The following is a 24,583-nucleotide window of genomic DNA, read 5'->3' on the forward strand; positions in this document are numbered from 1 at the left end:
GTAAGTTTTCGCACTGTCATAACGATAGACGGTTAACGTCGTACCTTATACAGCCATGTGGGACGTCGCCAACACGGGCAATATCAGTTTTTTTAACGCGATATGCCCCTGCCCGTCGGCACGAGGATGGCCGCTGCCCCTCAAGCCTGATAAAATCGCGCGCCTTCGCAGACCGGCTACAGCCGGGTAGTGTCGAAATAGCGCGTGAGGCAATTGCCTCATCAATTTCGACAGGCCCGCTGAACTCGGTCGTTACCCCTGAATCCCCCCTAAAGGCCTGGATCATGAGCAAGCAACCCTCCCTGAGCTACAAGGACGCCGGTGTAGACATCGACGCCGGTGAAGCATTGGTCGAACGCATCAAGAGCGTCGCCAAGCGCACTGCGCGCCCGGAAGTCATGGGCGGCCTGGGCGGTTTCGGCGCCCTCTGCGAAATCCCGGCCGGTTACAAACAACCGGTGCTGGTATCGGGCACTGACGGCGTCGGCACCAAGCTGCGCCTGGCGCTGAACCTGAACAAGCACGACAGCATCGGCATCGACCTGGTGGCCATGTGCGTGAACGACCTGGTGGTCTGCGGCGCTGAGCCGCTGTTCTTCCTCGACTACTACGCCACTGGCAAACTGAACGTCGACACCGCTGCTCAGGTTGTAACCGGCATCGGCGCCGGCTGTGAACTGTCTGGCTGCTCCCTGGTCGGCGGCGAAACCGCTGAAATGCCTGGCATGTATGAAGGTGAAGACTACGACCTGGCCGGCTTCTGCGTCGGCGTCGTGGAAAAATCCGAAATCATCGACGGTTCGAAAGTCGCTGCCGGCGATGCCCTGCTCGCCCTGCCGTCTTCCGGCCCGCACTCCAACGGCTACTCGCTGATCCGCAAGATCATCGAAGTGTCGGGTTCCGACATCGAGAATATCCAGCTCGACGGCAAACCGCTGACCGACCTGCTGATGGCTCCGACCCGTATCTACGTGAAGCCGCTGCTCAAGCTGATCAAGGACACCGGCGCCGTCAAGGCCATGGCCCACATCACCGGTGGCGGCCTGCTGGACAACATCCCGCGCGTACTGCCAAAAGGCGCTCAAGCGGTGGTTGACGTCGCGAGCTGGACCCGCCCTGCTGTGTTCGACTGGCTGCAAGAGAAAGGCAACGTCGACGAAACCGAAATGCACCGCGTGCTGAACTGCGGCGTCGGCATGGTCATCTGCGTGGCTCAAGAGCACGTTGAAACCGCGCTGAACGTCCTGCGTGAAGCTGGCGAGCAGCCATGGGTCATCGGTCAGATCGCCACCGCTGCCGAAGGCGCGGCTCAGGTCGAACTGAAGAACCTCAAGGCTCATTAATGTCCCAGACCTGTGATGTGGTGGTGCTGCTGTCCGGCACCGGCAGTAACTTGCAGGCCTTGATCGACAGCACGCGGACCGGCGACAGCCCGGCCCGCATTGCTGCGGTGATTTCCAACCGCGCCGACGCCTACGGCCTGCAACGCGCCAGGGACGCGGGTATCGACACCCGCACCCTGGATCACAAGGCTTTCGAGGGCCGCGAGGCCTTCGATGCCGCGCTGATCGAACTGATCGACGCCTTCAACCCCAAACTCGTGGTACTGGCCGGTTTCATGCGCATTCTCAGCGCTGACTTCGTGCGCCATTACCAGGGTCGCCTGCTCAATATCCATCCCTCGCTGCTGCCCAAATACAAAGGGTTACACACTCATCAGCGCGCGCTGGAGGCCGGCGATACGGAACACGGCTGCTCCGTGCACTTCGTCACCGAGGAACTCGATGGCGGACCACTGGTCGTACAGGCAGTAATACCGGTAGAGTTGCACGATTCGCCGCAGAGTCTGGCGCAGCGAGTCCACACCCAGGAACACCTGATCTACCCGATGGCCGTACGCTGGTTTGCCGAAGGCCGTTTATCACTCGGCGAACAAGGTGCTTTACTGGACGGACAGTTACTCGCGGCCAGCGGCCACTTGATTCGAACCTAGGAGATTTTATGCGTCGTGCCCTGCTCTTCGCTTGCGCTCTGCTCGCCCTGCCGTTTGCGCAGGCCGCGGACCTTCATCCCTTCTCCGCCAGCTACACCGCCGACTGGAAGCAACTGCCCATGAGCGGCACCGCCGAACGCAGCCTGACCAAGGAAGCCAACGGCGTCTGGAAACTCAGCTTCAAGGCGTCGATGATGATCGCCAGCCTGACCGAAGAAAGCACCCTGACCCTGGACAAGGACACGCTGCTGCCGCAGTCCTACCACTTCGAACGCGGTGGCCTGGGCAAAGCCAAGAAGGCTGATCTGGATTTCGACTGGACCAACAAGATGGTCACCGGCACCGATCGCGGTGACGCCGTCAAGCTCCCGCTCAACCGTGGCATGGTCGACAAGTCCACCTATCAACTGGCGCTGCAGCATGACGTGGCCGCCGGCAAGAAAAGCATGAGCTATCAGGTCGTCGATGCCGGCGAAGTCGATACCTATGACTTCCGCGTGCTGGGTTCGGAGAAAGTCGACACAAAGGCAGGCCAGATCGATGCAGTCAAGGTCGAGCGCGTGCGCGATCCGACACAAAGCAAGCGCATCACCGTGCTGTGGTTCGCCAAGGATTGGGATTACCTGCTGGTCCGTCTGCAACAGGTCGAAACCGACGGCAAGGAGTACAACATCATGCTCCTCGACGGTACGGTCAACGGCAAGACGGTCAAAGGCAGCTGATCCGGACCGACATGAAAGCCCCGCAAACGCGGGGCTTTTTTTCGTCTGGTGTTTCGTTGGGCGGGAGCGATCAGCGCACAGTAAAACGTTGCTGGGCCAGTAGACGATCACCCTGGAACACCATGAAACGCCAAAGGGATCAAAAAGTGGAACGCCCGACTTGAGGAATACTCTATAAATTCAGGGTCTTTTTTGATCGAATGACTTTTCCTGATCCCTGCGAGGTTTCCCATGACCGTTACCGTCAATACTGTCTCCGCCGAAGGTTTTCGTCACAGCGTCCAGATCGATGACCATGAACTGTTTGCCGATGTTCCCAAGTCGTCCGGTGGCGAAGGCACCGCGCCAGAGCCCCATGACTATTTCGACGCGGCCCTCGGCGCCTGCAAGGCCCTGACCTTGAAACTGTATGCGAAGAAGAAGGGCATCCCACTGACCGGCGTCGGGGTCGAGGTCAAGCGCGACAACAGTGAAGAGCAGAAAGGCAAATATGCCCTGCACGTCAAACTCACGCTCAAGGGCGTACTCACCGACGCCCAGCGCGACGAGCTGCACCGCGTGGCCGACCGCTGCCCGGTACACAAGCTGATGACCACCTCTGAAGTCAGCATCGAGACTCATCTGTCCGAAGGCGCCTTCAGCCAATAGCGGCAACGGCTACGCAAGCGGGTTATGCTCCCTGCGTCACCCGCTCAGCCTGGAACGCACCATGAACACTCCGCTCGTGATCCGCCCCCGCGCCGAAGATGTCGAAGGCCAGCCGATCCTTCGCCCTTTGCCGTCAGCCAAATGCCGCAACGTCGGGCCCTTCGTGTTTTTCGACCACATGCTCGAAACCCGTTATCCACCGGGCAAAGGCATGAACATCCGTCAGCATCCGCACATCGGCCTGTCCACCCTCACCTACCTGTTCGAAGGGCAAATCCAGCACAAGGACAGCCTCGGTTCCGATCAGGTGGTTAAAGCCGGCGATGTCAGCTGGATGACCGCCGGCAGTGCGATTGCCCACGTCGAACGCACGCCCGAAGCCTTGAAGAACAGTGGCGGTACAATGCACGGCTTACAGATCTGGCTGGCTTCGCCCAAGGACCGTGAGCACGGCCCAGGACACTACAGCCACCATCCAGCAGCCACGCTGCCCGTCAGCGAAAACCTTGGCGTGAAGATACGAATGATCGCCGGGACGGGCTTTTGCCTTGAATCACCGGTCCCGGTACTTTCGCCTACGCTGTATGCCGAATTGAACCTGCAAACGGCGACCACACTGCTGATTCCCACCGAGCATGAAGAACGGGCGTTGTATGTGTTGAGTGGCGAGGCGCAGCTTGATGGCGAGTTGCTGGAGCCCTACACGCTAGTGGTGCTGCCGGCCGGGGAAGAGATGACGCTGTTCGCCGAGAGTGGCTGCCATGCCGTGCTGTTTGGCGGAGCGCCACTGGACGGGCCACGACGGATCAACTGGAACTTCGTGGCCAGTGATCCGGCATTGATTGATGAAGCACGTCAGCGCTGGGCGGCCGGGGATTGGCCGACGGTGCCGGGGGAAAGTGAGCGGATTGAGTTGCCGAAACACCGAAGCCCGCCAACGCCCCTGTAACTGATCGTCTGATCGTTTCCACACCGCGAGCTTCCCTGGAGGCATTCCCACGCAGAACGTGGGAACGATCAGTGTCCGGACCGAGGGCAGCTTTCAGCCCTTGAACACTTCATCCAGCAAGTTATGCATCGACGTGAACGCGCGAGCCGCGGTTTTCGCGTCATACATCATCATGCCCGGCACGTTGGCATGCGGGTCGGTGAACGAATGCACCGCGCCGCCATAGCTCAGCAATTGCCAATCCACACCGGCGGCATCCATCTCAGCTTCAAACGCTGGCAGTTGCTCTTTCGGCACCAACGGATCGGCAGCGCCATGCAGCACCAGCACCGAACCCTTGATGCTTTTCGCATCGTTCACATTCGGCGTATCCAGCGTGCCGTGGAACGACACCGCAGCCTTCACCGGCGCACCGCTACGCGCCAGCTCCAGCGCGCAGCAACCACCGAAGCAGAAACCAAAAGTCGCCAGTTTCGAGGTATCGACCGCCGCCTCGCCCTGCCCTTGCAGTTGTTCGAAAGCTGCCTGCATGCGTTTGCGCAGTAAGGCGCGATCATTCTTCAGCGGCATCATCGCCGCGCCTGCCTCGTCGCCGTTCTGCGGACGAACCGATTGCCCGTACAGATCCGCGATCAGCACCACATAACCCTTGGATGCCACCGATTTGGCAATCTCCTCGGCGCCAAAGCTGACACCCATCCAGTTCGGCGCCATCAACAGACCCGGACGCGAGCCTTTATGGTCGGCATCGAAGGCCAGACGGCTTTCATACGATTGGCCGTCGATCTGATAGGCGACGGATCGAACAGTGACTTGGCTCATGACTGACTCCCAGTAAAAAAACACCAGAATGAAAAAACCCGCCGAAGCGGGTTTTTATACAACGTGGTTAAACCGACAGTTCAACCAGCAGCTTGTTCAGACGACGCACATAAGCGGCCGGGTCTTTCAAGCTGTCGCCGGCCGCCAGGGCCGCCTGATCGAACAGAATGTGCGACAGGTCGCCGAAGCGCTCGTCGCTCTGCTCGTTGTCGAGCTTCTCGATCAGCGGGTGAGCCGGGTTGAATTCGAAGATCGGCTTCGAATCCGGAACCTTCTGACCGCTGGCTTCCAGGATCTGACGCATTTGCAGGCCCAGGTCCTGCTCGCCGATGGCCAGAATCGCCGGGGAATCGGTCAGGCGATGGGAAACCCGCACTTCAGCAACGGACTCACCCAAAGCGGTCTTGAGACGCTCAACCAGGCCTTCTTTGGACTTGGCGACTTCTTCCGCGGCTTTCTTGTCTTCTTCCGAATCCAGGTTGCCGAGGTCCAGGTCACCGCGTGCCACGTCGACAAAGCTCTTGCCGTCGAAGTCGCTGAGGTAGCTCATCAGCCACTCGTCGATACGGTCGGTCAGCAGCAGCACTTCGATGCCTTTCTTGCGGAAAACTTCCAGGTGCGGGCTGTTTTTGACTTGCGCGTAGGTTTCGCCGGTCAGGTAGTAGATCTTGTCCTGACCTTCCTTGGTACGAGCCAGGTAGTCGGCCAGACTTACAACCTGCTCACCGTCGTCGCCCTGAGTGGACGCGAAACGCAGCAGACCGGCAATTTTTTCTTTGTTGGCGAAGTCTTCTGCCGGACCTTCTTTCATGACCTGACCGAAGTTCTTCCAGAAGCCTTTGTATTGCTCAGGCTCGTTCTTCGCCAGTTTTTCCAGCATGTCCAGAACGCGCTTGGTCAGCGCCGATTTCATGGAGTCGATGATCGGGTCTTTCTGCAGGATTTCCCGCGACACGTTCAGCGACAGGTCGTTGGAATCAACCACGCCTTTGATGAAGCGCAGGTACAGCGGCAGGAACGACTCAGCCTGATCCATGACGAACACGCGCTGCACGTACAGTTTCAGGCCTTTCGGCGCTTCACGCTGGTACAGATCGAACGGAGCACGGGTCGGCACATAAAGCAGCGAGGTGTACTCGAGCTTGCCCTCGACTTTGTTGTGGCTCCAGCTCAGCGGGTTTTCGAAATCGTGAGCGACGTGCTTGTAGAACTCCTGGTATTCCTCGTCCTTCACTTCAGTGCGAGGGCGAGTCCACAGGGCGCTGGCGCGGTTGACGGTTTCCCACTCAACGGCAGGCTTCTCTTCGCCTTCGGCGGCTGCCACTTCTTTCGGCAACTCGATCGGCAAGGCGATGTGGTCGGAATACTTCTTGATGATGTTGCGCAGGCGCCAGCCATCGGCGAACTCGTCTTCGCCGGATTTCAGGTGCAGAACGATACGGGTGCCGCGATCAGCTTTTTCGACGGTGGCGATTTCAAATTCGCCTTCGCCCTTGGACGACCAGTGCACACCTTCGCTGGCAGCGAGGCCGGCACGGCGGCTGAATACGTCAACTTTATCGGCGACGATGAACGCCGAGTAGAAACCAACACCGAACTGACCGATCAGGTGCGAGTCTTTTTTCTGATCACCAGACAGGTGCTTCATGAAATCGGCGGTACCGGACTTGGCGATGGTGCCCAAGTGAGTGACCGCATCTTCACGGCTCATGCCGATGCCGTTGTCTTCGAGGGTGACGGTTTTAGCGTCCTTGTCGAAGCTCACACGGATTTTCAGTTCAGCGCCGCCTTCCAGCAATTCAGGCTTGGCCAGCGCTTCAAAACGTAATTTATCGACAGCGTCAGAGGCGTTCGAGATCAATTCGCGAAGGAAGATTTCCTTGTTGGAATACAGCGAATGGATCATGAGGTGCAGCAGCTGCTTCACCTCGGTCTGGAAGCCCAGGGTTTCCTTTTGAGTTTCCACACTCATGGTCATCAAACTCCAATCAGATGGCAGTGGCCGCGACCTTGAGGGTCGGCGGCGGGTTGTCCTCAGAGTTGGGGGCTTAGATCAGGATTTCAAGGGTTCTTCGATTTTGAAGTGGGCCCGGGCCGTGGCAATGGGCTCGGCTTCAGTGCTTTGCCAGGCGGTAATCGCCACGTTTGCCACCCGCCGCCCCTGACGACAAACCTGGCATCGGGCCCAGGTATCGCGAAACTGCCCCGCGCGCAGGTAGTCGAGGGAGAAGTCGATAATCTTCGGCACACCGGGCGAGCCGGTGAAAATCAACAGGTGCAGCGCCGCCGAGAGCTCCATAAACCCGGCAATCACCCCACCATGAATCGCTGGCAGTAAAGGGTTACCAATGTTGTCCTTGTTGGCCGGCAGACGAAACAGCAGCTCATCTCCTACCCGCGAACATTCAACGCCGATCAGCTCGGCGTAAGGAATCAGCTGCAGCAGCGCGGCGTAGTCCCCCTGAGCATGGGCCTGTTGAAGCTGCTCCTTGAACGTGTCGGTCATTTCGCACCTCCGGAAATGGCGCCGCCAAAGCCTTTAGCGCCTTTGAGACCCTTGCCCATGCGCATGAAGGTGCCCACTACATGAGCGATGGGCTGCTCGGGGTTGTCCTGATAGGCAAAGCCGCGCGCAAAAATCACATCGGTAGTCACTCGGTAGCATTGGGCGAAGCCGTAAACGTCCTTGTGTGGCTCAGCGGCATGCATGTAGTCGATGCGCAGGTCGAGCGTCGGGCAGACTTCGAACTCAGGCAGCACGCAGAGGGTGGCCATGCCGCAGGCGGTGTCCATCAGCGAGGTCAGCGCACCGCCATGAATCACCCCCGTTTGCGGGTTGCCGACGATCTGCGGGCTATACGGCAGAATCACCGTCAGCCCTTCGCTGCTGGCGCTGTGAAGGCGCATGCCGAGTACCTGACAATGGCGCAACGCCGACAGGAATCGCGTCGCACGCTCAAAAACGGGGTTTTCGGCCATTTGATAAAACTCTCCTTAGTGTCCGGACAAAGTAGCAGGCTAGTGGGCAAAAGTTCCGTTGCAAAACAAACATATATATCTGTGTGAATTGAGGAACTTAACCCTGATAACGGTGCTCGAAAGGCCAGTAGATATTTTCCATCAGGAGAAACACCCCATGCGTAAGACTTTAGCTATTGCCTTGATGTTGACCGCTTCCCTCGGTCTCGCCGCCTGCGGTAAAAAACCCGAGGACAAAGCTCAAGATGCCACCAAACAAACCGAGCAAGTTCAGGAAAAAATGAGCGAAGCTCAGGATAAAGTGAACGAGGCGGCAAAAGAAAACGCTGAAGCTGCCAAAGCTCAGACCGAATCGAACGCAGCCGCTCCGGCAGCGCCTACAGAAGCACCTAAAAACTAAAACAGTTTTTAGCGTGATAAAAGAAAACCCGCCAAGTGCGGGTTTTCTTTTATCTGAAATTTTGCTCGAAACGCGTCCTTAGAGCAAAACAGTCCTAAAAGTCGGACTAATCATCAGCAACAACGAACACACTAATCCGACGAGCCACACCAGACTTCGCTGCCAGGCCAGATCAGCCCAATAACACAGTAGATAGATAACGCGCGCGATCACGAAGGCGATCGCCAGCGCATCGATCAGCCATCCCGCCGTTTGCGTGGTGTGCGCCATCAACACCCCGACCGCAAACAAAATGAACGCCTCGAAACTGTTCTGGTGGGCCGCCAATGCGCGGGCGCCGAAACCTGTGAGTTGCGCCTGTTGTTGACGCGGCAGGTGATTGTTGTAACCGCCCTGCTCTTTCATCGCCTTGGCCACCGGCATGCGCGCCACGAAAATCAACAAGGCGCTGATAAACACACACCAGAATGGAATACTCATCAAGCCGCCTCTTTGTTCAGCTCAGGCAATGGCGCCTCTGTAGGTGTATAGACCATCACGTCAAGAACGTCGGAGTGAAACTCGCGGCGATACAATACCAACACGACACCGGCGCTCATCAACATGAACAACCAGGGGCTGACAAACCACGCCAGCATGCTCATGCCGAAGTAATAGGAACGCAGACCGAAGTTGAACTGGTTGGCCGCCATGGAGATGACACGGGCGGCTCGGGAAGCAAAGGCGTTACGCTCTTGCTCGGACACATGCCGCTCACCGATCATCGGTGCCGAACCCACGAGAATGGCCGCAAAGTTGTACTGACGCATGCACCAGCTGAACGTAAAGAACGCATAGACAAACACCAGCGCCAGGCACAACAACTTGATCTCCGACATGCCTTGGGAAGCCTGTTGCACCATCGGGATATCAGCAAGCAACGACACGGCTCTTTCGGATGCCCCCAACACCGTGAGAATACCGGCCAGGATAATCAACGTGCTGGAAGCGAAGAACGAGGCGTTGCGCTCCAGGTTACCGATCACGCTGGCATCGGCGATGCGGTTGTCGCGCAACAGCATGCGGCGCATCCAGTCTTCGCGGTACAGGTGCAGCACACTGGCCAGGCATGCGGTGTCACGGCCCTTCCATGTCGCGTAACGGGTGTAGCCACCCCAGCAGACGACAAACCAGAGCGCGGCGAGGATGTGGATCAGATTGGCGTGGATGAACGACATGCAGTTCCTTGTGATGTGTAGACGATGATGAAACCTGCGGATAGTGCTTCGACGTTAACCCAAGGAAAAAGACACTGCATCACACGCATAAAAAATGCCCCGTATCGATTGATACGGGGCATTTCCATTTGTAGATCAAGCCCGCTTGTGGCGGGTCATGAAGCGGCTTAAGCCAGCGCTTCTTCGCGCTTGCCCAGCAGACGGTCGCAAACCACGGCAACCACCAGGGTCATGAACGACGGCACCAGCCACGCCAGGCCCTGCTCGCTCAGCGGCAGGTGAGCCAGTTGAGCCGGCATCCAGTCGGCCAGACCGGCGCCCTTGAGAGCGTCGATCATGCCGAAAATGAACGACACCAGCATCACCGGACCGACGATGCGACCCTGCTCATGCCAGAAGTCCTTGCAGAAGCTCAGGGCCACCAGGGCGATGCACGGCGGGTAGATGGCGGTCAGTACCGGAATCGAGAACGCAATCAGCTTGGTGAGGCCCAGGTTGGACACCAGCAGGGAGAACGCGGCCAGGATGATCACCAGCGTCTTGTAGGACAGTGGCAGCACACGGCTGAAGTATTCGGCACAGGCGCAGGTCAGACCGACCGCAGTCACCAGGCAGGCCAGGGAGATCAGCACCGCGAGGAAACCGCTGCCGAGCGAACCGAAGGTGTGCTGCACGTAGGCGTGCAATACCGCCGCGCCGTTGGTGGCACCGGCGGCCACTTCATGGCTGCCCGAGCCGAGACGGAACAGGCTGACGTAAACCAGCGCCAGACCTACACCGGCAATCAGCCCGGCAATGATCGCGTAACGGGTGATCAACACCGGCGATTCCACGCCACGGGAGCGGATCGCATTGACGATGACAATGCCGAATACCAGCGCACCCAGGGTATCCATGGTCAGGTAACCATTGATGAAGCCCTGGGAGAACGGTGCCGCCACATATTCAGGGGTAGCCACGCCAATGTTACCGGCCGGCAACGCGAACGCTGCGATGCCGAGTACGGCCAGGGCGATGATCTTCAGCGGTGCGAGAAAGCGTCCTACGGTGTCCAGCAGACGGCCCGGATAGAGCGAGATGAAGAACACCAGCAGGAAGTACACCGAGCTATAGAGAAACAGCGCCAGCGGGCTCTCGCCGGTCAGCGGCGCCAGACCCACTTCGAACGACACGGTCGCGGTGCGTGGTGTCGCGAACAACGGGCCGACAGCGAGGTAGCACGCGGCTGCCAGCAGGCCACCGGCGATTTTACCGATCGGGCTGCTCAAGGCATCCATTGCACCGCCGACCTTGGCCAGGGCGACCACGGTGATCACCGGCAGACCGACTGCGGTGATCAGAAAACCCAGCGCCGCCATCCAGACATTAGGCCCGGACTGCAAACCGACGATAGGCGGGAAGATGATGTTGCCAGCCCCGACGAACAGGGCAAATGTCATGAAGCCCAGTGCCAGGATGTCCTGGCCTTTCAACACTTTCATTAAGGAAATACCACACTACTGAATCGGAATTTAGAGAGGGATTTCCCTTATGGGTGAGGGAAATGCTGTCGATCCGTATAGGACTGACCCGTTTAGCGCGCCGCAGCCTTGTGGGCCGCAAACGCAAAATGGCGGCTAGCCTACCGAATTTGCCCGCCAAACGCACTATTACGGGGCGAACTATCCGATACGCGACATTTCAGTGTCGTGTTTACATATCTAATTTTCACAACCTCCCTCGCCACAAAAAGCGCTGCGAATATCTCAAACCCCGGAAATGACAAAGGCCACCCGAAGGTGGCCTTTGTTTGGTGGAGCGTCAGTTAAGCGCGAGGCTTACTTGACGGCCCAACCGGTCAGCTCGGCCAGGGCCTTGCCGATGTCTGCCAGCGAACGCACGGTTTTAACGCCTGCGTCTTGCAGAGCAGCGAATTTCTCGTCTGCAGTGCCTTTGCCGCCAGAGATGATTGCGCCAGCATGGCCCATGCGCTTGCCCGGAGGAGCAGTCACACCAGCGATGTAGGAAACAACCGGCTTGGTCACGTGTGCCTTGATGTAGGCAGCCGCTTCTTCTTCAGCCGAACCGCCGATCTCGCCGATCATCACGATCGCTTCGGTCTTCGGGTCTTCCTGGAACAGCTTCAGGATGTCGATGAAGTTCGAACCCGGGATCGGGTCACCACCGATGCCGACGCAAGTCGACTGACCGAAACCGGCGTCAGTAGTCTGCTTCACAGCTTCGTAGGTCAGGGTGCCGGAACGGGAAACGATACCGACCTTGCCTGGCAAGTGAATGTGACCTGGCATGATGCCGATCTTGCATTCGCCTGGAGTGATCACGCCTGGGCAGTTAGGACCGATCAGGACTACGCCCAGCTCGTCGCACTTGACCTTGGCATCCAGCATGTCCAGGGTAGGAATGCCTTCAGTGATGCAAACGATCAGCTTGATGCCGCCGAAGGCTGCTTCCAGGATGGAGTCCTTGCAGAAAGGAGCTGGAACGTAGATCACGCTGGCGGTGGCGCCAGTGGCAGCTACAGCGTCTTTCACGGTGTTGAACACTGGCAGGCCCAGGTGCTCGGTGCCGCCTTTGCCTGGAGTTACGCCGCCAACCATCTTGGTGCCGTACTCGATGGCTTGCTGGGTGTGGAAACTACCTTGCGAACCGGTAATACCCTGGCAGATAACTTTGGTGTCTTTATTGATCAGGACGCTCATTATTTGCCCTCCGCAGCTTTGACAACTTGTTGAGCAGCGTCGGTCAGGCTGGTAGCAGCGATGATGTTCAAACCGCTTTCTGCCAGTACTTTAGCGCCCAGCTCAGCGTTGTTGCCTTCAAGGCGAACAACAACCGGGATTTTCACGCCGACTTCTTTCACAGCGCCGATGATGCCTTCGGCAATCATGTCGCAACGAACGATGCCGCCGAAGATGTTGACCAGTACTGCAGCGACGTTAGTGTCGGACAGGATGATCTTGAACGCTTCGGTTACGCGTTCTTTGGTAGCACCGCCGCCCACGTCGAGGAAGTTGGCTGGTTTGCCGCCATGCAGGTTGACGATGTCCATGGTACCCATGGCCAGGCCAGCACCGTTGACCATGCAACCGATGTTGCCTTCCAGTGCTACGTAGTTCAGTTCGAACTTGGCAGCGTGCGCTTCGCGCGGATCGTCTTGCGACGGATCGTGGAAAGTCTTCAGCTTAGGCTGACGGTACATGGCGTTGGCGTCGATGTTGATCTTGGCATCGAGGCAGTGCAGATCGCCGTCAGCCTTGATCACCAGCGGGTTCACTTCCAGCAGAGCCAGGTCGTGATCCTTGAACAGCTTGGCCAGACCTACGAAGATCTTGGCGAACTGAGCAACTTGCTTGCCTTCCAGACCCAGCTGGAATGCCAGCTCGCGACCCTGGAATGGCTGAGCGCCAACCAGTGGATCGATAGTGGCTTTCAGAATTTTTTCTGGAGTGTCGTGAGCAATTTTCTCGATGTCCACGCCACCTTCGGTGGAAGCCATGAACACGATGCGACGGCTCGAACGGTCAACGACAGCGCCCAGGTACAGCTCTTTAGCGATATCAGTGCACGATTCAACCAGGATTTTGGTGACTGGCTGACCATTGGCGTCAGTCTGGTAAGTCACCAGACGCTTGCCCAGCCACTGCTGTGCGAATGCTTTAGCGTCTTCTTTGCTGCGAACCAGCTTTACGCCGCCCGCTTTACCGCGACCACCGGCGTGAACCTGGGCTTTGACAACCCATTCGCTGCCGCCGATTTTGTCGCAAGCTTCTGCTGCTGCTTCCGGGGTGTCTACCGCGTAACCGGTGGATACTGGCAGGCCGTACTCAGCGAACAGCTGCTTACCCTGATACTCGTGAAGATTCATGCTTATTACCGTCTTCGTTAGGTACTGCGCATTCGGTGCTGCACTCATTCAAGTGCCGCACCACCTGTGACTGCTGCTTGCGTAACCTTTCCGGGTACCCGGTGCAGCTACGCAAGACTGCGTCCAGCGGACATTCCGCGGTGAGTCTTGCTCGCAAGGCTCACGACGGGCCGTACCGCCGTGGTTTCTTATTATCCGCTTAGCGTTTCTTGCGGTTGGCGATGTGGATGGCGCCGCCATTCACTGCCAACGCTGCTTCGTGCAAGGCTTCAGACAGGGTCGGATGGGAGAAAACCATCATGCCCAGGTCTTCAGCGCTGGTGCCGAATTCCATGCCGATCGCGCCCTGCTGAACCAGTTCTGCGGCGCTCGGGCCAATCACGTGGACGCCCAATACGCGGTCAGTCTTGGCATCAGCGATGACCTTGACGAAACCACCGGTATCGTTGGCGGCCATGGCACGGCCAGAGGCTGCGAACGGGAAGGTGCCGACGTTAACTTCTACGCCTTCAGCTTTCAAGGCCTGCTCGGTTTTACCGACCCACGCGATTTCCGGGTGAGTATAAATAACCGAAGGGATCAGGTCATAGTTCATCTGGGCTTTATGGCCCTTGATGCGCTCGACAACCATGATGCCCTCTTCCGAGGCTTTGTGAGCCAGCATCATGCCGCGAACCACGTCACCGATGGCGTAAACGCCCGGCACGGTGGTGGCGCAGTGATCGTCAACGTGCACGAAACCGCGCTCGTCCAGGGTCACGCCGCAATCGGCAGCCAGCAGATCAGTGGTCACCGGACGGCGACCAACGGCTACGATCAGCTTGTCGAAAGTGATGTTCTGTTCGCCGTTGGCATCGGTGTAGTTCACAACGACTTCGTCGCCGTTCACTTTGGAACCGGTCACGCGAGCGCCCAGCTTGATGTCCAGACCCTGTTTGGTCAGGGTTTTCAGCGCTTCCTTGGAAACAGCGGTGTCCGCTGCCATCAGGAAGGTATCCAGTGCTTCGAGAACGGTGACTTCAGCGCCCAGACGGGACCATACCGAACCCAGTTCCAGACCGATAACACCAGCGCCGATGACACCCAGGCGTTTTGGTACGGATTGGAATTCCAGAGCGCCAGTCGAATCGACGATCACATTCTGGTCGACCGGAGCCGGTGGAATGTCGATCGGACGCGAGCCCGGAGCCAGGATGACGTTTTCGGCTTCGATGACTTCAACCGAACCGTCAGGCTTGGTGACTTCGACTTTCTTGCCAGCCAGCAGTTTGCCGTGGCCCTGGATCGAAGTGACGCCGTTAGCCTTGAACAGCGTTGCAACGCCGGAGGTCAGGCCTTTGACGATGTTGGCTTTACGGCCGACCATTGCTGGCACGTCCATGGTCACGCCAGCGTGGTTGATACCGTGGATCGCGAAGCCGTCTTGCGCTTCGTGAAACTTCCAGGAGCTGTCCAGCAGCGCCTTGGATGGAATGCAGCCGACGTTCAGGCAAGTACCGCCGAGGGCCAGTTTGCCTTCCTTGTCGGTGTATTTCTCGATGCAGGCAGTGGTGAGGCCCAGTTGCGCTGCTTTAATGGCAGCCACGTAGCCGCCAGGACCCGCGCCAATCACTACCACGTCGAATTTCTGAGTCATGTGTCATTCCTTCTCGAATCAAACCGGACGGCCCCTTTTGAGGACCGTCGTGGGACGAAGCTGGTCATTACAGAAGGGCCGTCCATCATTGAACGGCCCGTGCAACGAAATCAGATATCCAGCAGCAAACGAGCCGGGTCTTCCAGCAGGTTCTTGATGGTCACCAGGAAGGTCACAGCTTCTTTGCCATCGATCAGACGGTGATCGTAGGACAGCGCCAGGTACATCATCGGACGGATAACTACCTGACCGTTGATCGCCATAGGACGCTGGATGATGTTGTGCATACCCAGAATCGCAGCCTGCGGCGGGTTGACGATCGGAGTCGACATCATCGAACCGAAAGTACCGCCGTTGGTGATGGTGAACGTGCCGCCGGTCATTTCTTCCATCGACAGTTTGCCGTCACGGGCTTTCTTGCCGAAGGTAGCGATGCCGCCTTCGATTTCAGCCAGGCTCATCAGTTCGGCGTTACGCAGAACCGGTACAACCAGACCGCGGTCGCTGGAAACAGCCACACCAACGTCGGCGTAGCCGTGGTAAACGATGTCGGCACCGTCGATCGACGCGTTGACAGCCGGGAAGCGTTTCAGCGCTTCGGTAGCCGCTTTCACGAAGAACGACATGAAGCCCAGGCGTACGCCGTTGTGGGACTTCTCGAACAGGTCCTTGTACTTCGAACGCAGGGCCATGACTTCGGTCATGTCGACTTCGTTGAAAGTGGTCAGCATGGCCATGTTCGATTGAGCTTCAACCAGACGCTCGGCAACCTTGGCACGCAGACGGGTCATCGGAACGCGTTTTTCTACGCGGTCGCCAGCAGCGAATACCGGAGCCGAAGCAGCCGGTGCAGCAGCCTTGGCAGGTGCAGCAGCCGGAGCGGCTTTCTTGGCGGCAACAGCTGCTACCACGTCTTCCTTGGTCACACGACCGCCTTTGCCAGTACCGGCAACGGAAGCGATGTTGATGCCGTTTTCTTCAGCCAGCTTGCGAGCAGCCGGTGCAGCAACAGGATCGTCTTCGCCCGCTTCGGCAGGAGCAGCGGCAGCAGCGGCAGGTGCAGCAGCGGCTGGAGCGGCGGCAGCACCGCCCTCACCAATGGAGCCCAGAACTTCGTCGGACAGAACGGTGTCGCCTTCGTTCTTGACGATCGCGCCCAGCACGCCATCAGCGGTGGCCAGAACTTCCAGTACGACTTTGTCGGTTTCGATGTCGACGATCAGTTCGTCACGCTTGACGGCGTCGCCCGGTTTTTTGTGCCAGGTGGCAACGGTGCCATCGGCAACCGATTCCGGGAAAGTGGGGGCTTTGATTTCGATAGCCATTATCTGTGGGTCCTTAAATTCGGTTTCAGGTGCGCGAAGGCGTTAAACAGTGAAAGCATCTTGCAGCAGTTGTTCCTGCTGCTCGGCGTGCATCGAAGCGTAACCGCAAGCAGGTGCGGCAGACGCCTCACGACCAGCGTATTCCAGGACCAGGCCTTGTTTATGGTTGGTCAGGCTGCGACGCATGTGATGCTGGCTGCTGTACCAGGCGCCCTGGTTCATCGGCTCTTCCTGGCACCAAACCACGTTTTCGAGGTTGGTGTAAGGGGCGAGCGCCTCCATCAGGTCGTCCTCAGGGAACGGATACAGCTGCTCGATACGCACGATGGCGATGTCTTCACGACCTTCGGCACGGCGTTTTTCCAGCAGGTCATAGTAGACCTTGCCGCTGCACAGGATCATGCGAGTGACCTTTTTCGGGTCAAGCGCATCGATTTCCGGGATCACGGTCTGGAACGAACCTTCGGCCAGATCTTCCAGGGTCGAGATGGCCAGCTTGTGACGCAGCAACGACTTCGGAGTCAGGACTACCAATGGTTTGCGCAGCGGGCGAATCACCTGACGACGCAGCAAGTGGTAGATCTGGGCCGGCGTAGTCGGCACGGCTACCTGAATGTTGTGCTCGGCGCACAGCTGCAGGTAACGCTCCAGACGAGCCGAGGAGTGCTCCGGACCCTGACCTTCATAACCGTGCGGCAGCAGCATGGTCAGACCGCAGAGACGGCCCCACTTGTGCTCGCCACTGGTGATGAACTGGTCGATAACCACCTGGGCACCGTTGGCGAAGTCGCCGAACTGGGCTTCCCAGATAACCAGAGCGTTTGGCTCGGTGGTCGAATAACCGTATTCGAACGCCAGAACCGCTTCTTCGGACAGGAACGAATCGTACAGGTCGAAACGTGGCTGACCCTTGTACAGGTTTTGCAGCGGGATATAGGTACCCGCGTCTTTCTGGTTGTGCAAGACAGCGTGACGGTGCGAGAACGTACCGCGACCGATGTCCTGACCCGTCATGCGAATCGGGTGACCTTCGAACGCCAGGGTCGCGTACGCCATGGTTTCGGCGTAACCCCAGTTGATCGGCAGGCCGCCGGCTTGCATCTTCTGACGGTCTTCGTAGATTTTCGAGACCTGGCGCTGAACCACGAAGCCTTCCGGAATCTCCAGCAGCTTGGCGGACAGTTCCTGCAAGGTTTTCAGATCGAAGCGAGTATCGTGACGCGCGGTCCAGGCGTGGCCCAGATACGGACGCCAGTCCACGAACAACTCTTTGTTCGGCTCTTTGACCAGGCTTTTTACTACGTGCAGACCGTTGTCCAGCGCGTTGCGGTATTCGTCGACTTTCGCCTGAACACGCTCAGCGTCCAGCACCCCACTCTGGGTCAGACGATCGGCATACAGCTCACGGGTGGTGCGCTGCTTGGTGATCTGCTGATACATCAGAGGCTGGGTACCGCTTGGCTCGTCAGCCTCGTTGTGGCCGCGACGACGGTAGCAGACCAGATCGATCACCACGTCACGCTTGAACTGCATGCGGTAGTCGATGGCCAACTGGGTCACGAACAACACGGCTTCCGGATCATCACCATTCACATGGAGGATCGGCGCCTGGATCATCTTCGCAACGTCGGTCGCGTACTCGGTGGAGCGCGAGTCCAGCGGGTTGCTGATGGTGAAGCCGACCTGGTTGTTGATCACGATGTGCACGGTGCCGCCGGTCTTGAAACCGCGGGTCTGCGACATCTGGAAGGTTTCCATGACCACGCCTTGACCGGCGAATGCCGCGTCACCGTGGATGGAGATCGGCAGAACCTTTTCACCGGTAGGATCGTTACGACGATCCTGACGGGCACGGACCGAACCTTCGACCACTGGAGAAACGATTTCCAGGTGAGACGGGTTGAAAGCCATGGCCAGGTGAACTTCACCGCCGGTGGTCATGACGTTGGACGAGAAGCCCTGGTGATATTTAACGTCACCGGAACCCAGCTCGACCTTCTTCTTGCCTTCGAACTCGTCGAACAACTCGCGCGGGTTCTTGCCAAAGGTGTTGACCAGCACGTTCAGACGACCACGGTGGGCCATGCCGATGACGATTTCCTTGGTGCCGTAGGAGCCGGAACGCTGGATCAGTTCATCGAGCATCGGAATCAGGCTCTCGCCGCCTTCCAGACCGAAACGCTTGGTACCCGGATACTTGGTCCCAAGGTATTTTTCAAGACCTTCGCCGGCAGTGACGCGCTCGAGCAGGTGACTCTTGATGTCGGCGGAGTACGTCGGACGGCCGCGCACGCTTTCCAGACGCTGCTGGAACCACTGGCGCTGCTCGGAATCGGTGATGTGCGTAAATTCAGCGCCGATGGTGCGGCAATATGTCTGCTGCAACGCTTCGTGAATTTCGCGTAGGCTCGCCTCCTCTTTGCCGATGAACAGGTCGCCGGCACGGAAGGTCGTATCAAGATCGGCATTGGTCAAGCCGTAATGATTGATTGACAGGTCTGCAGGTGCAGGACGCTGCCACAGCCCCAGCGGGTCAAGCTGGGCTGCCTGGTGGCCACGCATACGGTAGGCCTGGATCAATCGCAGCACTTCAACTTGCTTCTTCTCGTGCTCACTGCTCACGCTGCCGGCGGAAACCGGTTGGGCGCGGCGCTGGTTCTTTGCCAGCAAGACGAAATGATCGCGAATTGTGGAGTGCGAAACATCGGTGGCAGTGTTGCCATCAGCAGGCAACTTCTGGAAGTAGGTGCGCCACTCTTCTGGCACAGCGTTAGGGTCGTGCAGGTAGAGCTCGTAGAGCTCTTCCACATAGGCAGCGTTACTACCGGAAAGGTAGGCGCTGTTCCACATGCGCTGCATCACGCTTTCTTGCATGCTTGGTCACCCTCGGTTAGGGGAACACCACCGGCGTCGACACCGAGCAAACTTGCAGAAGTCCGAATGCAGCGACTAAAACAAGCCACTTAGGATCACGCTGATAGTCCGGGTACCAGCCCGGATGCCCCTGCTTGTCTCATTTCTTCAAAATAAGAGCCGCAGCCTTATGGGCTGCTGCTCAGGTTAAAACTACGGCGCCGGTTGAAGCCTGCGCCGTAGCATCTACGGGTACAGCGGTTCTACGGGTACAGCAGCTGAATCACACGCCGCTTTGCAGCAGCATGTTACGGATGTGACCGATGGCCTTAGTCGGGTTCAGGCCTTTCGGACAAACGTTGACGCAGTTCATGATGCCCCGGCAGCGGAATACGCTGAACGGGTCATCCAGCGAAGCCAGACGCTCGGACGTCTTGGTGTCGCGGCTGTCTGCCAGGAAGCGGTACGCTTGCAGCAGGGCAGCCGGGCCCAGGAACTTGTCCGGGTTCCACCAGAAGGACGGGCACGAAGTCGAGCAGCAAGCGCACAGGATGCACTCGTACAGACCGTCGAGTTTTTCACGCTCTTCAGGGGACTGCAGACGCTCGATGGCCGGAGCCGGCGTGTCGTTCTGCAGGTATGGCTTAACCTTTTCGTATTGCTTGTAGAAGATGCTCATATCGACGACCAAGTCACGGATAACCGGCAAACCTGGCAGAGGACGAACGATCAGCTTGTTACCTTTTACGACGGCAGACAGCGGCGTGATGCACGCCAGACCGTTTTTGCCGTTGATGTTCATGCCGTCGGAACCGCAAACACCTTCACGGCAAGAGCGACGATAGGAGAAACCCTCGTCCTGCTCTTTGATCAGGGCCAGCACGTCCAGCACCATCAGGTCTTTACCACCGGTATCAACCTGGAATTCCTGCATGAACGGCGCAGCGTCCTGATCAGGGTTGTAACGATAAACACTGACTTGCAACATGGCGGCCACCCTTAATAAGTCCGAATCTTAGGTTCAAAAGTCGGAACAGTCTTCGGCGAGAAGTTCACTGCACGCTTGGCAACGCGCTTCTCACCCGGGAAGTACAGGGTGTGGCACAGCCAGTTTTCGTCGTCACGGTCTTCAAAGTCTTCACGGGCGTGAGCACCGCGGGACTCTTTACGTACTTCTGCAGCGATGGCGGTAGCTTCGGCCACTTCCAGCAGGTTCTGCAGCTCCAGCGCTTCGATACGCGCGGTGTTGAACGCCTGGCTCTTGTCGTTGATCTTGACGTTGGCGATACGGCCACGCAGATCAGCCAGTTGAGCAATACCCTTCTGCATGTATTCGCCAGTACGGAATACACCGAAGTAGTTCTGCATGCAGCTTTGCAGCTCGCGACGCAGGGTTGCCACGTCTTCACCATCGGTACGCTCGTTCAGAGCGGACAGACGCGACAGGGCCGCATTGATGTCGGCGTCGGTGGCATCGTCGTATTCGATACCGTCGGTCAGCGCTTTTTCCAGGTGCAGACCGGCCGCACGACCGAAAACCACCAGGTCGAGCAACGAGTTGCCGCCCAGACGGTTGGCACCGTGAACCGATACGCAAGCCACTTCACCAACCGCGAACAGGCCAGGAATGATGGTGTCCTTGCCTTCGGCGTCCTGAGTGATCGCCTGGCCATGAATGTTGGTGGCAACGCCGCCCATCATATAGTGGCAAGTCGGAACAACCGGAACCGGAGCGACGACCGGGTCAACGTGCGCGAAAGTCTTGGACAGTTCGCAGATGCCTGGCAGACGGCTGTGCAGCACTTCCTCGCCCAGGTGGTCGAGCTTGAGCATTACGTGGTCGCCATTCGGACCGCAACCGTTGCCGGCGATGATTTCCTTAACCATCGAACGGGCAACCACGTCACGACCGGCAAGGTCTTTGGCGTTCGGAGCATAACGCTCCATGAAACGCTCGCCGTGCTTGTTGATCAGGTAACCACCTTCACCACGGCAACCTTCGGTTACCAGTACACCGGCGCCGGCGATGCCGGTCGGGTGGAACTGCCACATTTCGATGTCTTGTACCGGTACGCCGGCACGCAGCGCCATGCCAACGCCGTCACCGGTGTTGATCAGGGCGTTGGTGGTCGAAGCGTAGATACGACCTGCACCGCCGGTGGCCAGTACGGTGGCCTTGGCACGGATGTAAGTGGTTTCACCGGTTTCGATGCAGATCGCGATCACACCGACGAACTCGCCTTGACCGTTCTTTACCAGATCGACAGCGTAGTATTCGTTCAGGAACGTGGTGCCGGCTTTCAGGTTGCCCTGATAAAGGGTGTGCAGCAGCGCGTGACCGGTACGGTCGGACGCCGCGCAGGTACGCGCAGCCTGGCCGCCCTTGCCGTAGTCCTTGGACTGACCGCCGAACGGACGCTGGTAGATGCGACCGGTTTCGGTACGGGAGAACGGCAGGCCCATGTGGTCCAGTTCGAAAACTGCGGCCGGACCTTCCTGACACATGTATTCGATAGCGTCCTGGTCACCGATGTAGTCGGAACCCTTGACGGTATCGTACATGTGCCAGCGCCAGTCATCGTTCGGATCCGCAGATGCAATGGCGCAAGTGATGCCGCCCTGGGCCGATACGGTGTGCGAACGAGTCGGGAAAACCTTGGTGATCACGGCAGTCTTGTGACCGCCTTGTGCCAGTTGCAGCGCTGCGCGCATGCCGGCACCGCCGCCACCAATAATGATGGCGTCGAAAGAAATCGTTGGAATGTTAGCCATGGATCAGATACCCCAGAGAATCTGCACACCCCAGACGAAGTAAGCGAACATCGCAACGCCGCATACCGCCTGGAAAAGGAAACGTACTGCAGTCGCGGACTTGCCCAGCGCCATCGGCGTCAGGTAGTCGGTCGCGATGGTCCACATGCCGACCCAGGCGTGAGCGCCCAGGGCCACAAGGGCCAGCAGACTGAAGATACGCATCCCGTTGTGGGCGAACAGGCCATGCCATTGGGCGTAGCCAATGCCAGGATTCGCAGCGAGGTATCCGATCAGGAAAATGAAATAAGCCGCGAGAACAACCGCAGACACACGTTGCGCCATCCAGTCATAGAGGCCCGAACGCGAAAGGTTCGTAACGCTGGTTACCATATCCAAACTCCTGCCAGAACGATCAACACCACGGAAACGGCGATGATAATTTTCGAGCCCAGGCGGCCGCCTTCCAGCGTCTCACCGATGCCCATGTCCATGATCAAGTGGCGCACACCGGCTACCAGGTGATACAGAAGAGCGGACAGGAGGCCCCATGCTACGAACTTGGCCAGCGGGCTGGTCAAGCATGCCTTCACCTCGGCAAAACCTTCCTCGGAACCCAGAGACTTGCCCAATGCATAAAGCATGAAGCCAAGGCCCAGGAAGAGGATGATGCCGGAAACACGGTGAAGAAACGACGTAACGCCGGTGATGGGGAGTTTGATGGTCCTTAGGTCTAGGTTTACAGGTCGTTGGCTTTTCACGGCTTTTTTTTCACACTGAAGAGCCCCTAACAATCAGGGCAAAGTTGTTGGGGAGTGCACTGGTCAGGTAACCACCACCCAGGGATGCGACCCCCAATAAAGCAGGCCCAAAAGCCCCTGGCGGTCGGTGGCCGAGTATAGACAGTTAGGCTACTAATGACAACGCGTTCACCTTCCCCTAATAGCGGATTGCACAAGTGACATAAAAGGCGTAAACGGCAGACAATTTCGAGAAAAAAGTGCGGTTAAAGCCTTCTGGAGCAAGACTTTAGGCAAATTGACATTCGAATTTATCTCACTATAGTGGTGCGGGCCCTGCGTGGGGGGTCTGTCTGATGATTTCAAGCATAAATAGGAGGCCACATGGCTGACAAAAAAGCGCAGTTGATCATCGAGGGCGCAGCCCCCGTCGAGCTGCCCATTTTAACCGGCACCGTTGGTCCCGATGTTATCGACGTTCGGGGCCTGACGGCCACGGGCCGTTTCACCTTTGACCCTGGTTTCATGTCGACCGCCTCTTGCGAGTCGAAGATCACCTACATCGACGGCGACAACGGTATTCTGCTGCACCGCGGCTACCCGATCGAACAGCTGGCTGAAAAGTCGGACTATCTGGAAACCTGCTACCTGCTGCTCAACGGCGAACTGCCGACCGCAGAACAGAAGGCCCAGTTCGTCGGCACCGTGAAGAACCACACCATGGTCCACGAGCAGTTGAAGACCTTCTTCAACGGCTTCCGTCGCGACGCCCACCCGATGGCCGTCATGTGCGGTGTAGTTGGCGCCCTCTCGGCGTTCTACCACGACTCCCTCGACATCAATAACCCGCAGCATCGCGAAATCTCCGCGATCCGCCTGGTTGCCAAGATGCCGACCCTGGCTGCAATGGTTTACAAGTACTCCATGGGCCAACCCATGATGTACCCGCGCAACGACCTGTCGTACGCGGAAAACTTCCTGCACATGATGTTCAACACCCCGTGCGAGATCAAACCGATCAGCCCGGTACTCGCCAAGGCCATGGACCGGATCTTCATCCTCCATGCCGACCACGAACAGAACGCATCGACCTCCACCGTACGTCTGGCAGGTTCCTCGGGGGCCAACCCGTTCGCCTGTATCGCCGCCGGTATCGCTGCACTGTGGGGCCCTGCCCACGGCGGTGCGAACGAAGCCGTGTTGACCATGCTCGATGAAATTGGCGATGTCTCGAACATCGACAAGTACATCGCCAAGGCCAAAGACAAGAACGATCCGTTCAAACTGATGGGCTTCGGTCACCGGGTTTACAAAAACCGCGACCCACGCGCTACCGTCATGAAGCAGACCTGCGACGAAGTATTGAAGGAACTGGGCATCACCAACGATCCGCAACTCGAACTGGCCATGCGCCTGGAAGAGATCGCCCTGACCGACCCGTACTTCATCGAACGCTCGCTGTACCCGAACGTCGACTTCTACTCGGGGATCATCCTCAAGGCGATCGGCATTCCAACCAGTATGTTCACCGTGATCTTCGCCCTGGCGCGGACCGTCGGCTGGATCTCCCACTGGAAAGAAATGCTCTCCAGCCCGTACAAGATCGGCCGTCCGCGCCAGCTGTACACCGGCTACGAGTCGCGTGACATCACCCCGCTTGAAGACCGCAAATAAGACCTGTCT

At 58.2% G+C, this 24,583-nt stretch carries 23 protein-coding genes; 7 read left to right on the forward strand and 16 right to left on the reverse strand.

Annotated elements, in window-relative coordinates; genetic code table 11:
• Positions 1-284: 284 nt before the first annotated feature.
• The 5 genes from purM to LOY28_RS21340 all read left to right on the forward strand — a co-directional run bounded on the left by purM (position 285) and on the right by LOY28_RS21340 (position 4,312).
• Positions 285-1,343, forward strand: coding sequence for a phosphoribosylformylglycinamidine cyclo-ligase (purM, locus tag LOY28_RS21320; protein ID WP_007936066.1), 1,059 nt, complete (start codon positions 285-287; stop codon positions 1,341-1,343).
• On the forward strand, positions 1,343-1,993 hold the full coding sequence (gene purN, locus LOY28_RS21325) for a phosphoribosylglycinamide formyltransferase (RefSeq protein ID WP_018925121.1): 651 nt from the start codon (positions 1,343-1,345) through the stop codon (positions 1,991-1,993). Before purM ends, purN begins: the two co-directional genes overlap by 1 nt.
• Positions 1,994-2,001: 8 nt before the next feature.
• Positions 2,002-2,715 carry a DUF3108 domain-containing protein gene (locus LOY28_RS21330; RefSeq protein ID WP_018925120.1) on the forward strand — a complete coding sequence of 238 codons (714 nt, stop codon included), beginning with the start codon at positions 2,002-2,004 and terminating at the stop codon, positions 2,713-2,715.
• A 231-nt stretch (positions 2,716-2,946) separates the two neighbouring features.
• Complete coding sequence (locus LOY28_RS21335; protein WP_007936063.1) at positions 2,947-3,363, forward strand: OsmC family protein; 417 nt, start codon at positions 2,947-2,949, stop codon at positions 3,361-3,363.
• A gap of 61 nt (positions 3,364-3,424) precedes the next feature.
• Complete coding sequence (locus LOY28_RS21340; RefSeq protein WP_258612507.1) at positions 3,425-4,312, forward strand: pirin family protein; 888 nt, start codon at positions 3,425-3,427, stop codon at positions 4,310-4,312.
• A gap of 93 nt (positions 4,313-4,405) precedes the next feature.
• On the opposite strand, the gene LOY28_RS21345 is transcribed toward LOY28_RS21340, so the two are convergent.
• The 4 genes from LOY28_RS21345 to LOY28_RS21360 form a co-directional block, all read right to left on the reverse strand.
• Positions 4,406-5,134, reverse strand: coding sequence for a dienelactone hydrolase family protein (locus tag LOY28_RS21345; protein ID WP_258612508.1), 729 nt, complete (start codon positions 5,132-5,134; stop codon positions 4,406-4,408).
• Between the two features lie 67 nt (positions 5,135-5,201).
• On the reverse strand, positions 5,202-7,106 hold the full coding sequence (gene htpG, locus LOY28_RS21350; RefSeq protein WP_064621333.1) for a molecular chaperone HtpG: 1,905 nt from the start codon (positions 7,104-7,106) through the stop codon (positions 5,202-5,204).
• A gap of 81 nt (positions 7,107-7,187) precedes the next feature.
• Positions 7,188-7,640: a PaaI family thioesterase gene (locus tag LOY28_RS21355; RefSeq protein WP_019579626.1), complete on the reverse strand. Its 453-nt coding sequence runs from the start codon at positions 7,638-7,640 to the stop codon at positions 7,188-7,190.
• On the reverse strand, positions 7,637-8,113 hold the full coding sequence (locus LOY28_RS21360) for a PaaI family thioesterase (RefSeq protein ID WP_258612509.1): 477 nt from the start codon (positions 8,111-8,113) through the stop codon (positions 7,637-7,639). Before LOY28_RS21360 ends, LOY28_RS21355 begins: the two co-directional genes overlap by 4 nt.
• 157 nt (positions 8,114-8,270) lie before the next feature.
• Between LOY28_RS21360 and LOY28_RS21365 the strand changes: the two genes are divergently transcribed.
• Positions 8,271-8,513 carry a hypothetical protein gene (locus LOY28_RS21365; protein ID WP_018925114.1) on the forward strand — a complete coding sequence of 81 codons (243 nt, stop codon included), beginning with the start codon at positions 8,271-8,273 and terminating at the stop codon, positions 8,511-8,513.
• 78 nt (positions 8,514-8,591) lie between these two features.
• On the opposite strand, the gene LOY28_RS21370 is transcribed toward LOY28_RS21365, so the two are convergent.
• The 12 genes from LOY28_RS21370 to sdhC form a co-directional block, all read right to left on the reverse strand.
• Entirely contained in the window at positions 8,592-8,993 is a 402-nt protein-coding gene (locus LOY28_RS21370; protein ID WP_258612510.1) for an MAPEG family protein, read from the reverse strand.
• A complete protein-coding gene (locus LOY28_RS21375; RefSeq protein WP_018925112.1) occupies positions 8,993-9,730 on the reverse strand; it encodes a DUF599 domain-containing protein in 738 nt (245 codons plus the stop codon). The genes LOY28_RS21370 and LOY28_RS21375 overlap by 1 nt, the downstream gene beginning before the upstream one ends.
• A gap of 167 nt (positions 9,731-9,897) precedes the next feature.
• Positions 9,898-11,211, reverse strand: a complete 1,314-nt coding sequence (gene brnQ, locus LOY28_RS21380) for a branched-chain amino acid transport system II carrier protein (RefSeq protein WP_018925111.1) — start codon at positions 11,209-11,211, stop codon at positions 9,898-9,900.
• 336 nt (positions 11,212-11,547) lie between these two features.
• Positions 11,548-12,429 carry a succinate--CoA ligase subunit alpha gene (sucD, locus tag LOY28_RS21385; RefSeq protein WP_007919877.1) on the reverse strand — a complete coding sequence of 294 codons (882 nt, stop codon included), beginning with the start codon at positions 12,427-12,429 and terminating at the stop codon, positions 11,548-11,550.
• Positions 12,429-13,595 (reverse strand): ADP-forming succinate--CoA ligase subunit beta, encoded by a 1,167-nt coding sequence (gene sucC / locus LOY28_RS21390; protein WP_007919879.1) that lies wholly within the window; start codon positions 13,593-13,595, stop codon positions 12,429-12,431. Before sucC ends, sucD begins: the two co-directional genes overlap by 1 nt.
• Positions 13,596-13,794: 199 nt before the next feature.
• A complete protein-coding gene (gene lpdA, locus LOY28_RS21395) occupies positions 13,795-15,231 on the reverse strand; it encodes a dihydrolipoyl dehydrogenase (protein WP_018925110.1) in 1,437 nt (478 codons plus the stop codon).
• 110 nt (positions 15,232-15,341) lie between these two features.
• On the reverse strand, positions 15,342-16,556 hold the full coding sequence (gene odhB / locus LOY28_RS21400) for a 2-oxoglutarate dehydrogenase complex dihydrolipoyllysine-residue succinyltransferase (RefSeq protein ID WP_018925109.1): 1,215 nt from the start codon (positions 16,554-16,556) through the stop codon (positions 15,342-15,344).
• A gap of 42 nt (positions 16,557-16,598) precedes the next feature.
• The gene (locus LOY28_RS21405) at positions 16,599-19,430 is read right to left on the reverse strand and encodes a 2-oxoglutarate dehydrogenase E1 component (protein ID WP_018925108.1); all 2,832 of its coding nucleotides are present in this window, start codon (positions 19,428-19,430) and stop codon (positions 16,599-16,601) included.
• Positions 19,431-19,692: 262 nt separating this feature from the next.
• Positions 19,693-20,397, reverse strand: coding sequence for a succinate dehydrogenase iron-sulfur subunit (locus LOY28_RS21410; RefSeq protein ID WP_018925107.1), 705 nt, complete (start codon positions 20,395-20,397; stop codon positions 19,693-19,695).
• An 11-nt stretch (positions 20,398-20,408) separates the two neighbouring features.
• Positions 20,409-22,181 carry a succinate dehydrogenase flavoprotein subunit gene (gene sdhA, locus LOY28_RS21415; protein WP_018925106.1) on the reverse strand — a complete coding sequence of 591 codons (1,773 nt, stop codon included), beginning with the start codon at positions 22,179-22,181 and terminating at the stop codon, positions 20,409-20,411.
• 3 nt (positions 22,182-22,184) lie between these two features.
• The gene (gene sdhD, locus LOY28_RS21420) at positions 22,185-22,553 is read right to left on the reverse strand and encodes a succinate dehydrogenase, hydrophobic membrane anchor protein (protein WP_003210573.1); all 369 of its coding nucleotides are present in this window, start codon (positions 22,551-22,553) and stop codon (positions 22,185-22,187) included.
• Complete coding sequence (gene sdhC / locus LOY28_RS21425) at positions 22,547-22,921, reverse strand: succinate dehydrogenase, cytochrome b556 subunit (protein ID WP_015096190.1); 375 nt, start codon at positions 22,919-22,921, stop codon at positions 22,547-22,549. Before sdhC ends, sdhD begins: the two co-directional genes overlap by 7 nt.
• Positions 22,922-23,284: 363 nt before the next feature.
• On the opposite strand from sdhC, the gene gltA reads away from it, so the two are divergent.
• A complete protein-coding gene (gene gltA / locus LOY28_RS21430) occupies positions 23,285-24,574 on the forward strand; it encodes a citrate synthase (protein WP_018925105.1) in 1,290 nt (429 codons plus the stop codon).
• Positions 24,575-24,583 lie beyond the last annotated feature (9 nt).

The organism is Pseudomonas sp. B21-017, from assembly GCF_024749245.1.
Taxonomy (GTDB): Bacteria; Pseudomonadota; Gammaproteobacteria; order Pseudomonadales; family Pseudomonadaceae; genus Aquipseudomonas.

Excerpts from the sequence above, each read along its gene's own strand:
- purN (WP_018925121.1), top strand. The coding sequence starts at position 1,343 with ATGTCCCAGACCTGTGATGTGGTGGTGCTGCTGTCCGGCACCGGCAGT.
- LOY28_RS21335 (WP_007936063.1), top strand. The coding sequence starts at position 2,947 with ATGACCGTTACCGTCAATACTGTCTCCGCCGAAGGTTTTCGTCACAGC.
- brnQ (WP_018925111.1), bottom strand. The coding sequence starts at position 11,211 with ATGAAAGTGTTGAAAGGCCAGGACATCCTGGCACTGGGCTTCATGACA.
- purM (WP_007936066.1), top strand. The coding sequence starts at position 285 with ATGAGCAAGCAACCCTCCCTGAGCTACAAGGACGCCGGTGTAGACATC.
- LOY28_RS21365 (WP_018925114.1), top strand. The coding sequence starts at position 8,271 with ATGCGTAAGACTTTAGCTATTGCCTTGATGTTGACCGCTTCCCTCGGT.
- gltA (WP_018925105.1), top strand. The coding sequence starts at position 23,285 with ATGGCTGACAAAAAAGCGCAGTTGATCATCGAGGGCGCAGCCCCCGTC.
- sucD (WP_007919877.1), bottom strand. The coding sequence starts at position 12,429 with ATGAGCGTCCTGATCAATAAAGACACCAAAGTTATCTGCCAGGGTATT.
- sdhD (WP_003210573.1), bottom strand. The coding sequence starts at position 22,553 with ATGGTAACCAGCGTTACGAACCTTTCGCGTTCGGGCCTCTATGACTGG.
- sdhA (WP_018925106.1), bottom strand. The coding sequence starts at position 22,181 with ATGGCTAACATTCCAACGATTTCTTTCGACGCCATCATTATTGGTGGC.
- LOY28_RS21360 (WP_258612509.1), bottom strand. The coding sequence starts at position 8,113 with ATGGCCGAAAACCCCGTTTTTGAGCGTGCGACGCGATTCCTGTCGGCG.
- LOY28_RS21405 (WP_018925108.1), bottom strand. The coding sequence starts at position 19,430 with ATGCAAGAAAGCGTGATGCAGCGCATGTGGAACAGCGCCTACCTTTCC.
- htpG (WP_064621333.1), bottom strand. The coding sequence starts at position 7,106 with ATGAGTGTGGAAACTCAAAAGGAAACCCTGGGCTTCCAGACCGAGGTG.
- LOY28_RS21410 (WP_018925107.1), bottom strand. The coding sequence starts at position 20,397 with ATGTTGCAAGTCAGTGTTTATCGTTACAACCCTGATCAGGACGCTGCG.
- LOY28_RS21375 (WP_018925112.1), bottom strand. The coding sequence starts at position 9,730 with ATGTCGTTCATCCACGCCAATCTGATCCACATCCTCGCCGCGCTCTGG.
- sucC (WP_007919879.1), bottom strand. The coding sequence starts at position 13,595 with ATGAATCTTCACGAGTATCAGGGTAAGCAGCTGTTCGCTGAGTACGGC.
- odhB (WP_018925109.1), bottom strand. The coding sequence starts at position 16,556 with ATGGCTATCGAAATCAAAGCCCCCACTTTCCCGGAATCGGTTGCCGAT.
- LOY28_RS21340 (WP_258612507.1), top strand. The coding sequence starts at position 3,425 with ATGAACACTCCGCTCGTGATCCGCCCCCGCGCCGAAGATGTCGAAGGC.
- LOY28_RS21330 (WP_018925120.1), top strand. The coding sequence starts at position 2,002 with ATGCGTCGTGCCCTGCTCTTCGCTTGCGCTCTGCTCGCCCTGCCGTTT.
- lpdA (WP_018925110.1), bottom strand. The coding sequence starts at position 15,231 with ATGACTCAGAAATTCGACGTGGTAGTGATTGGCGCGGGTCCTGGCGGC.
- LOY28_RS21345 (WP_258612508.1), bottom strand. The coding sequence starts at position 5,134 with ATGAGCCAAGTCACTGTTCGATCCGTCGCCTATCAGATCGACGGCCAA.
- LOY28_RS21370 (WP_258612510.1), bottom strand. The coding sequence starts at position 8,993 with ATGAGTATTCCATTCTGGTGTGTGTTTATCAGCGCCTTGTTGATTTTC.
- LOY28_RS21355 (WP_019579626.1), bottom strand. The coding sequence starts at position 7,640 with ATGACCGACACGTTCAAGGAGCAGCTTCAACAGGCCCATGCTCAGGGG.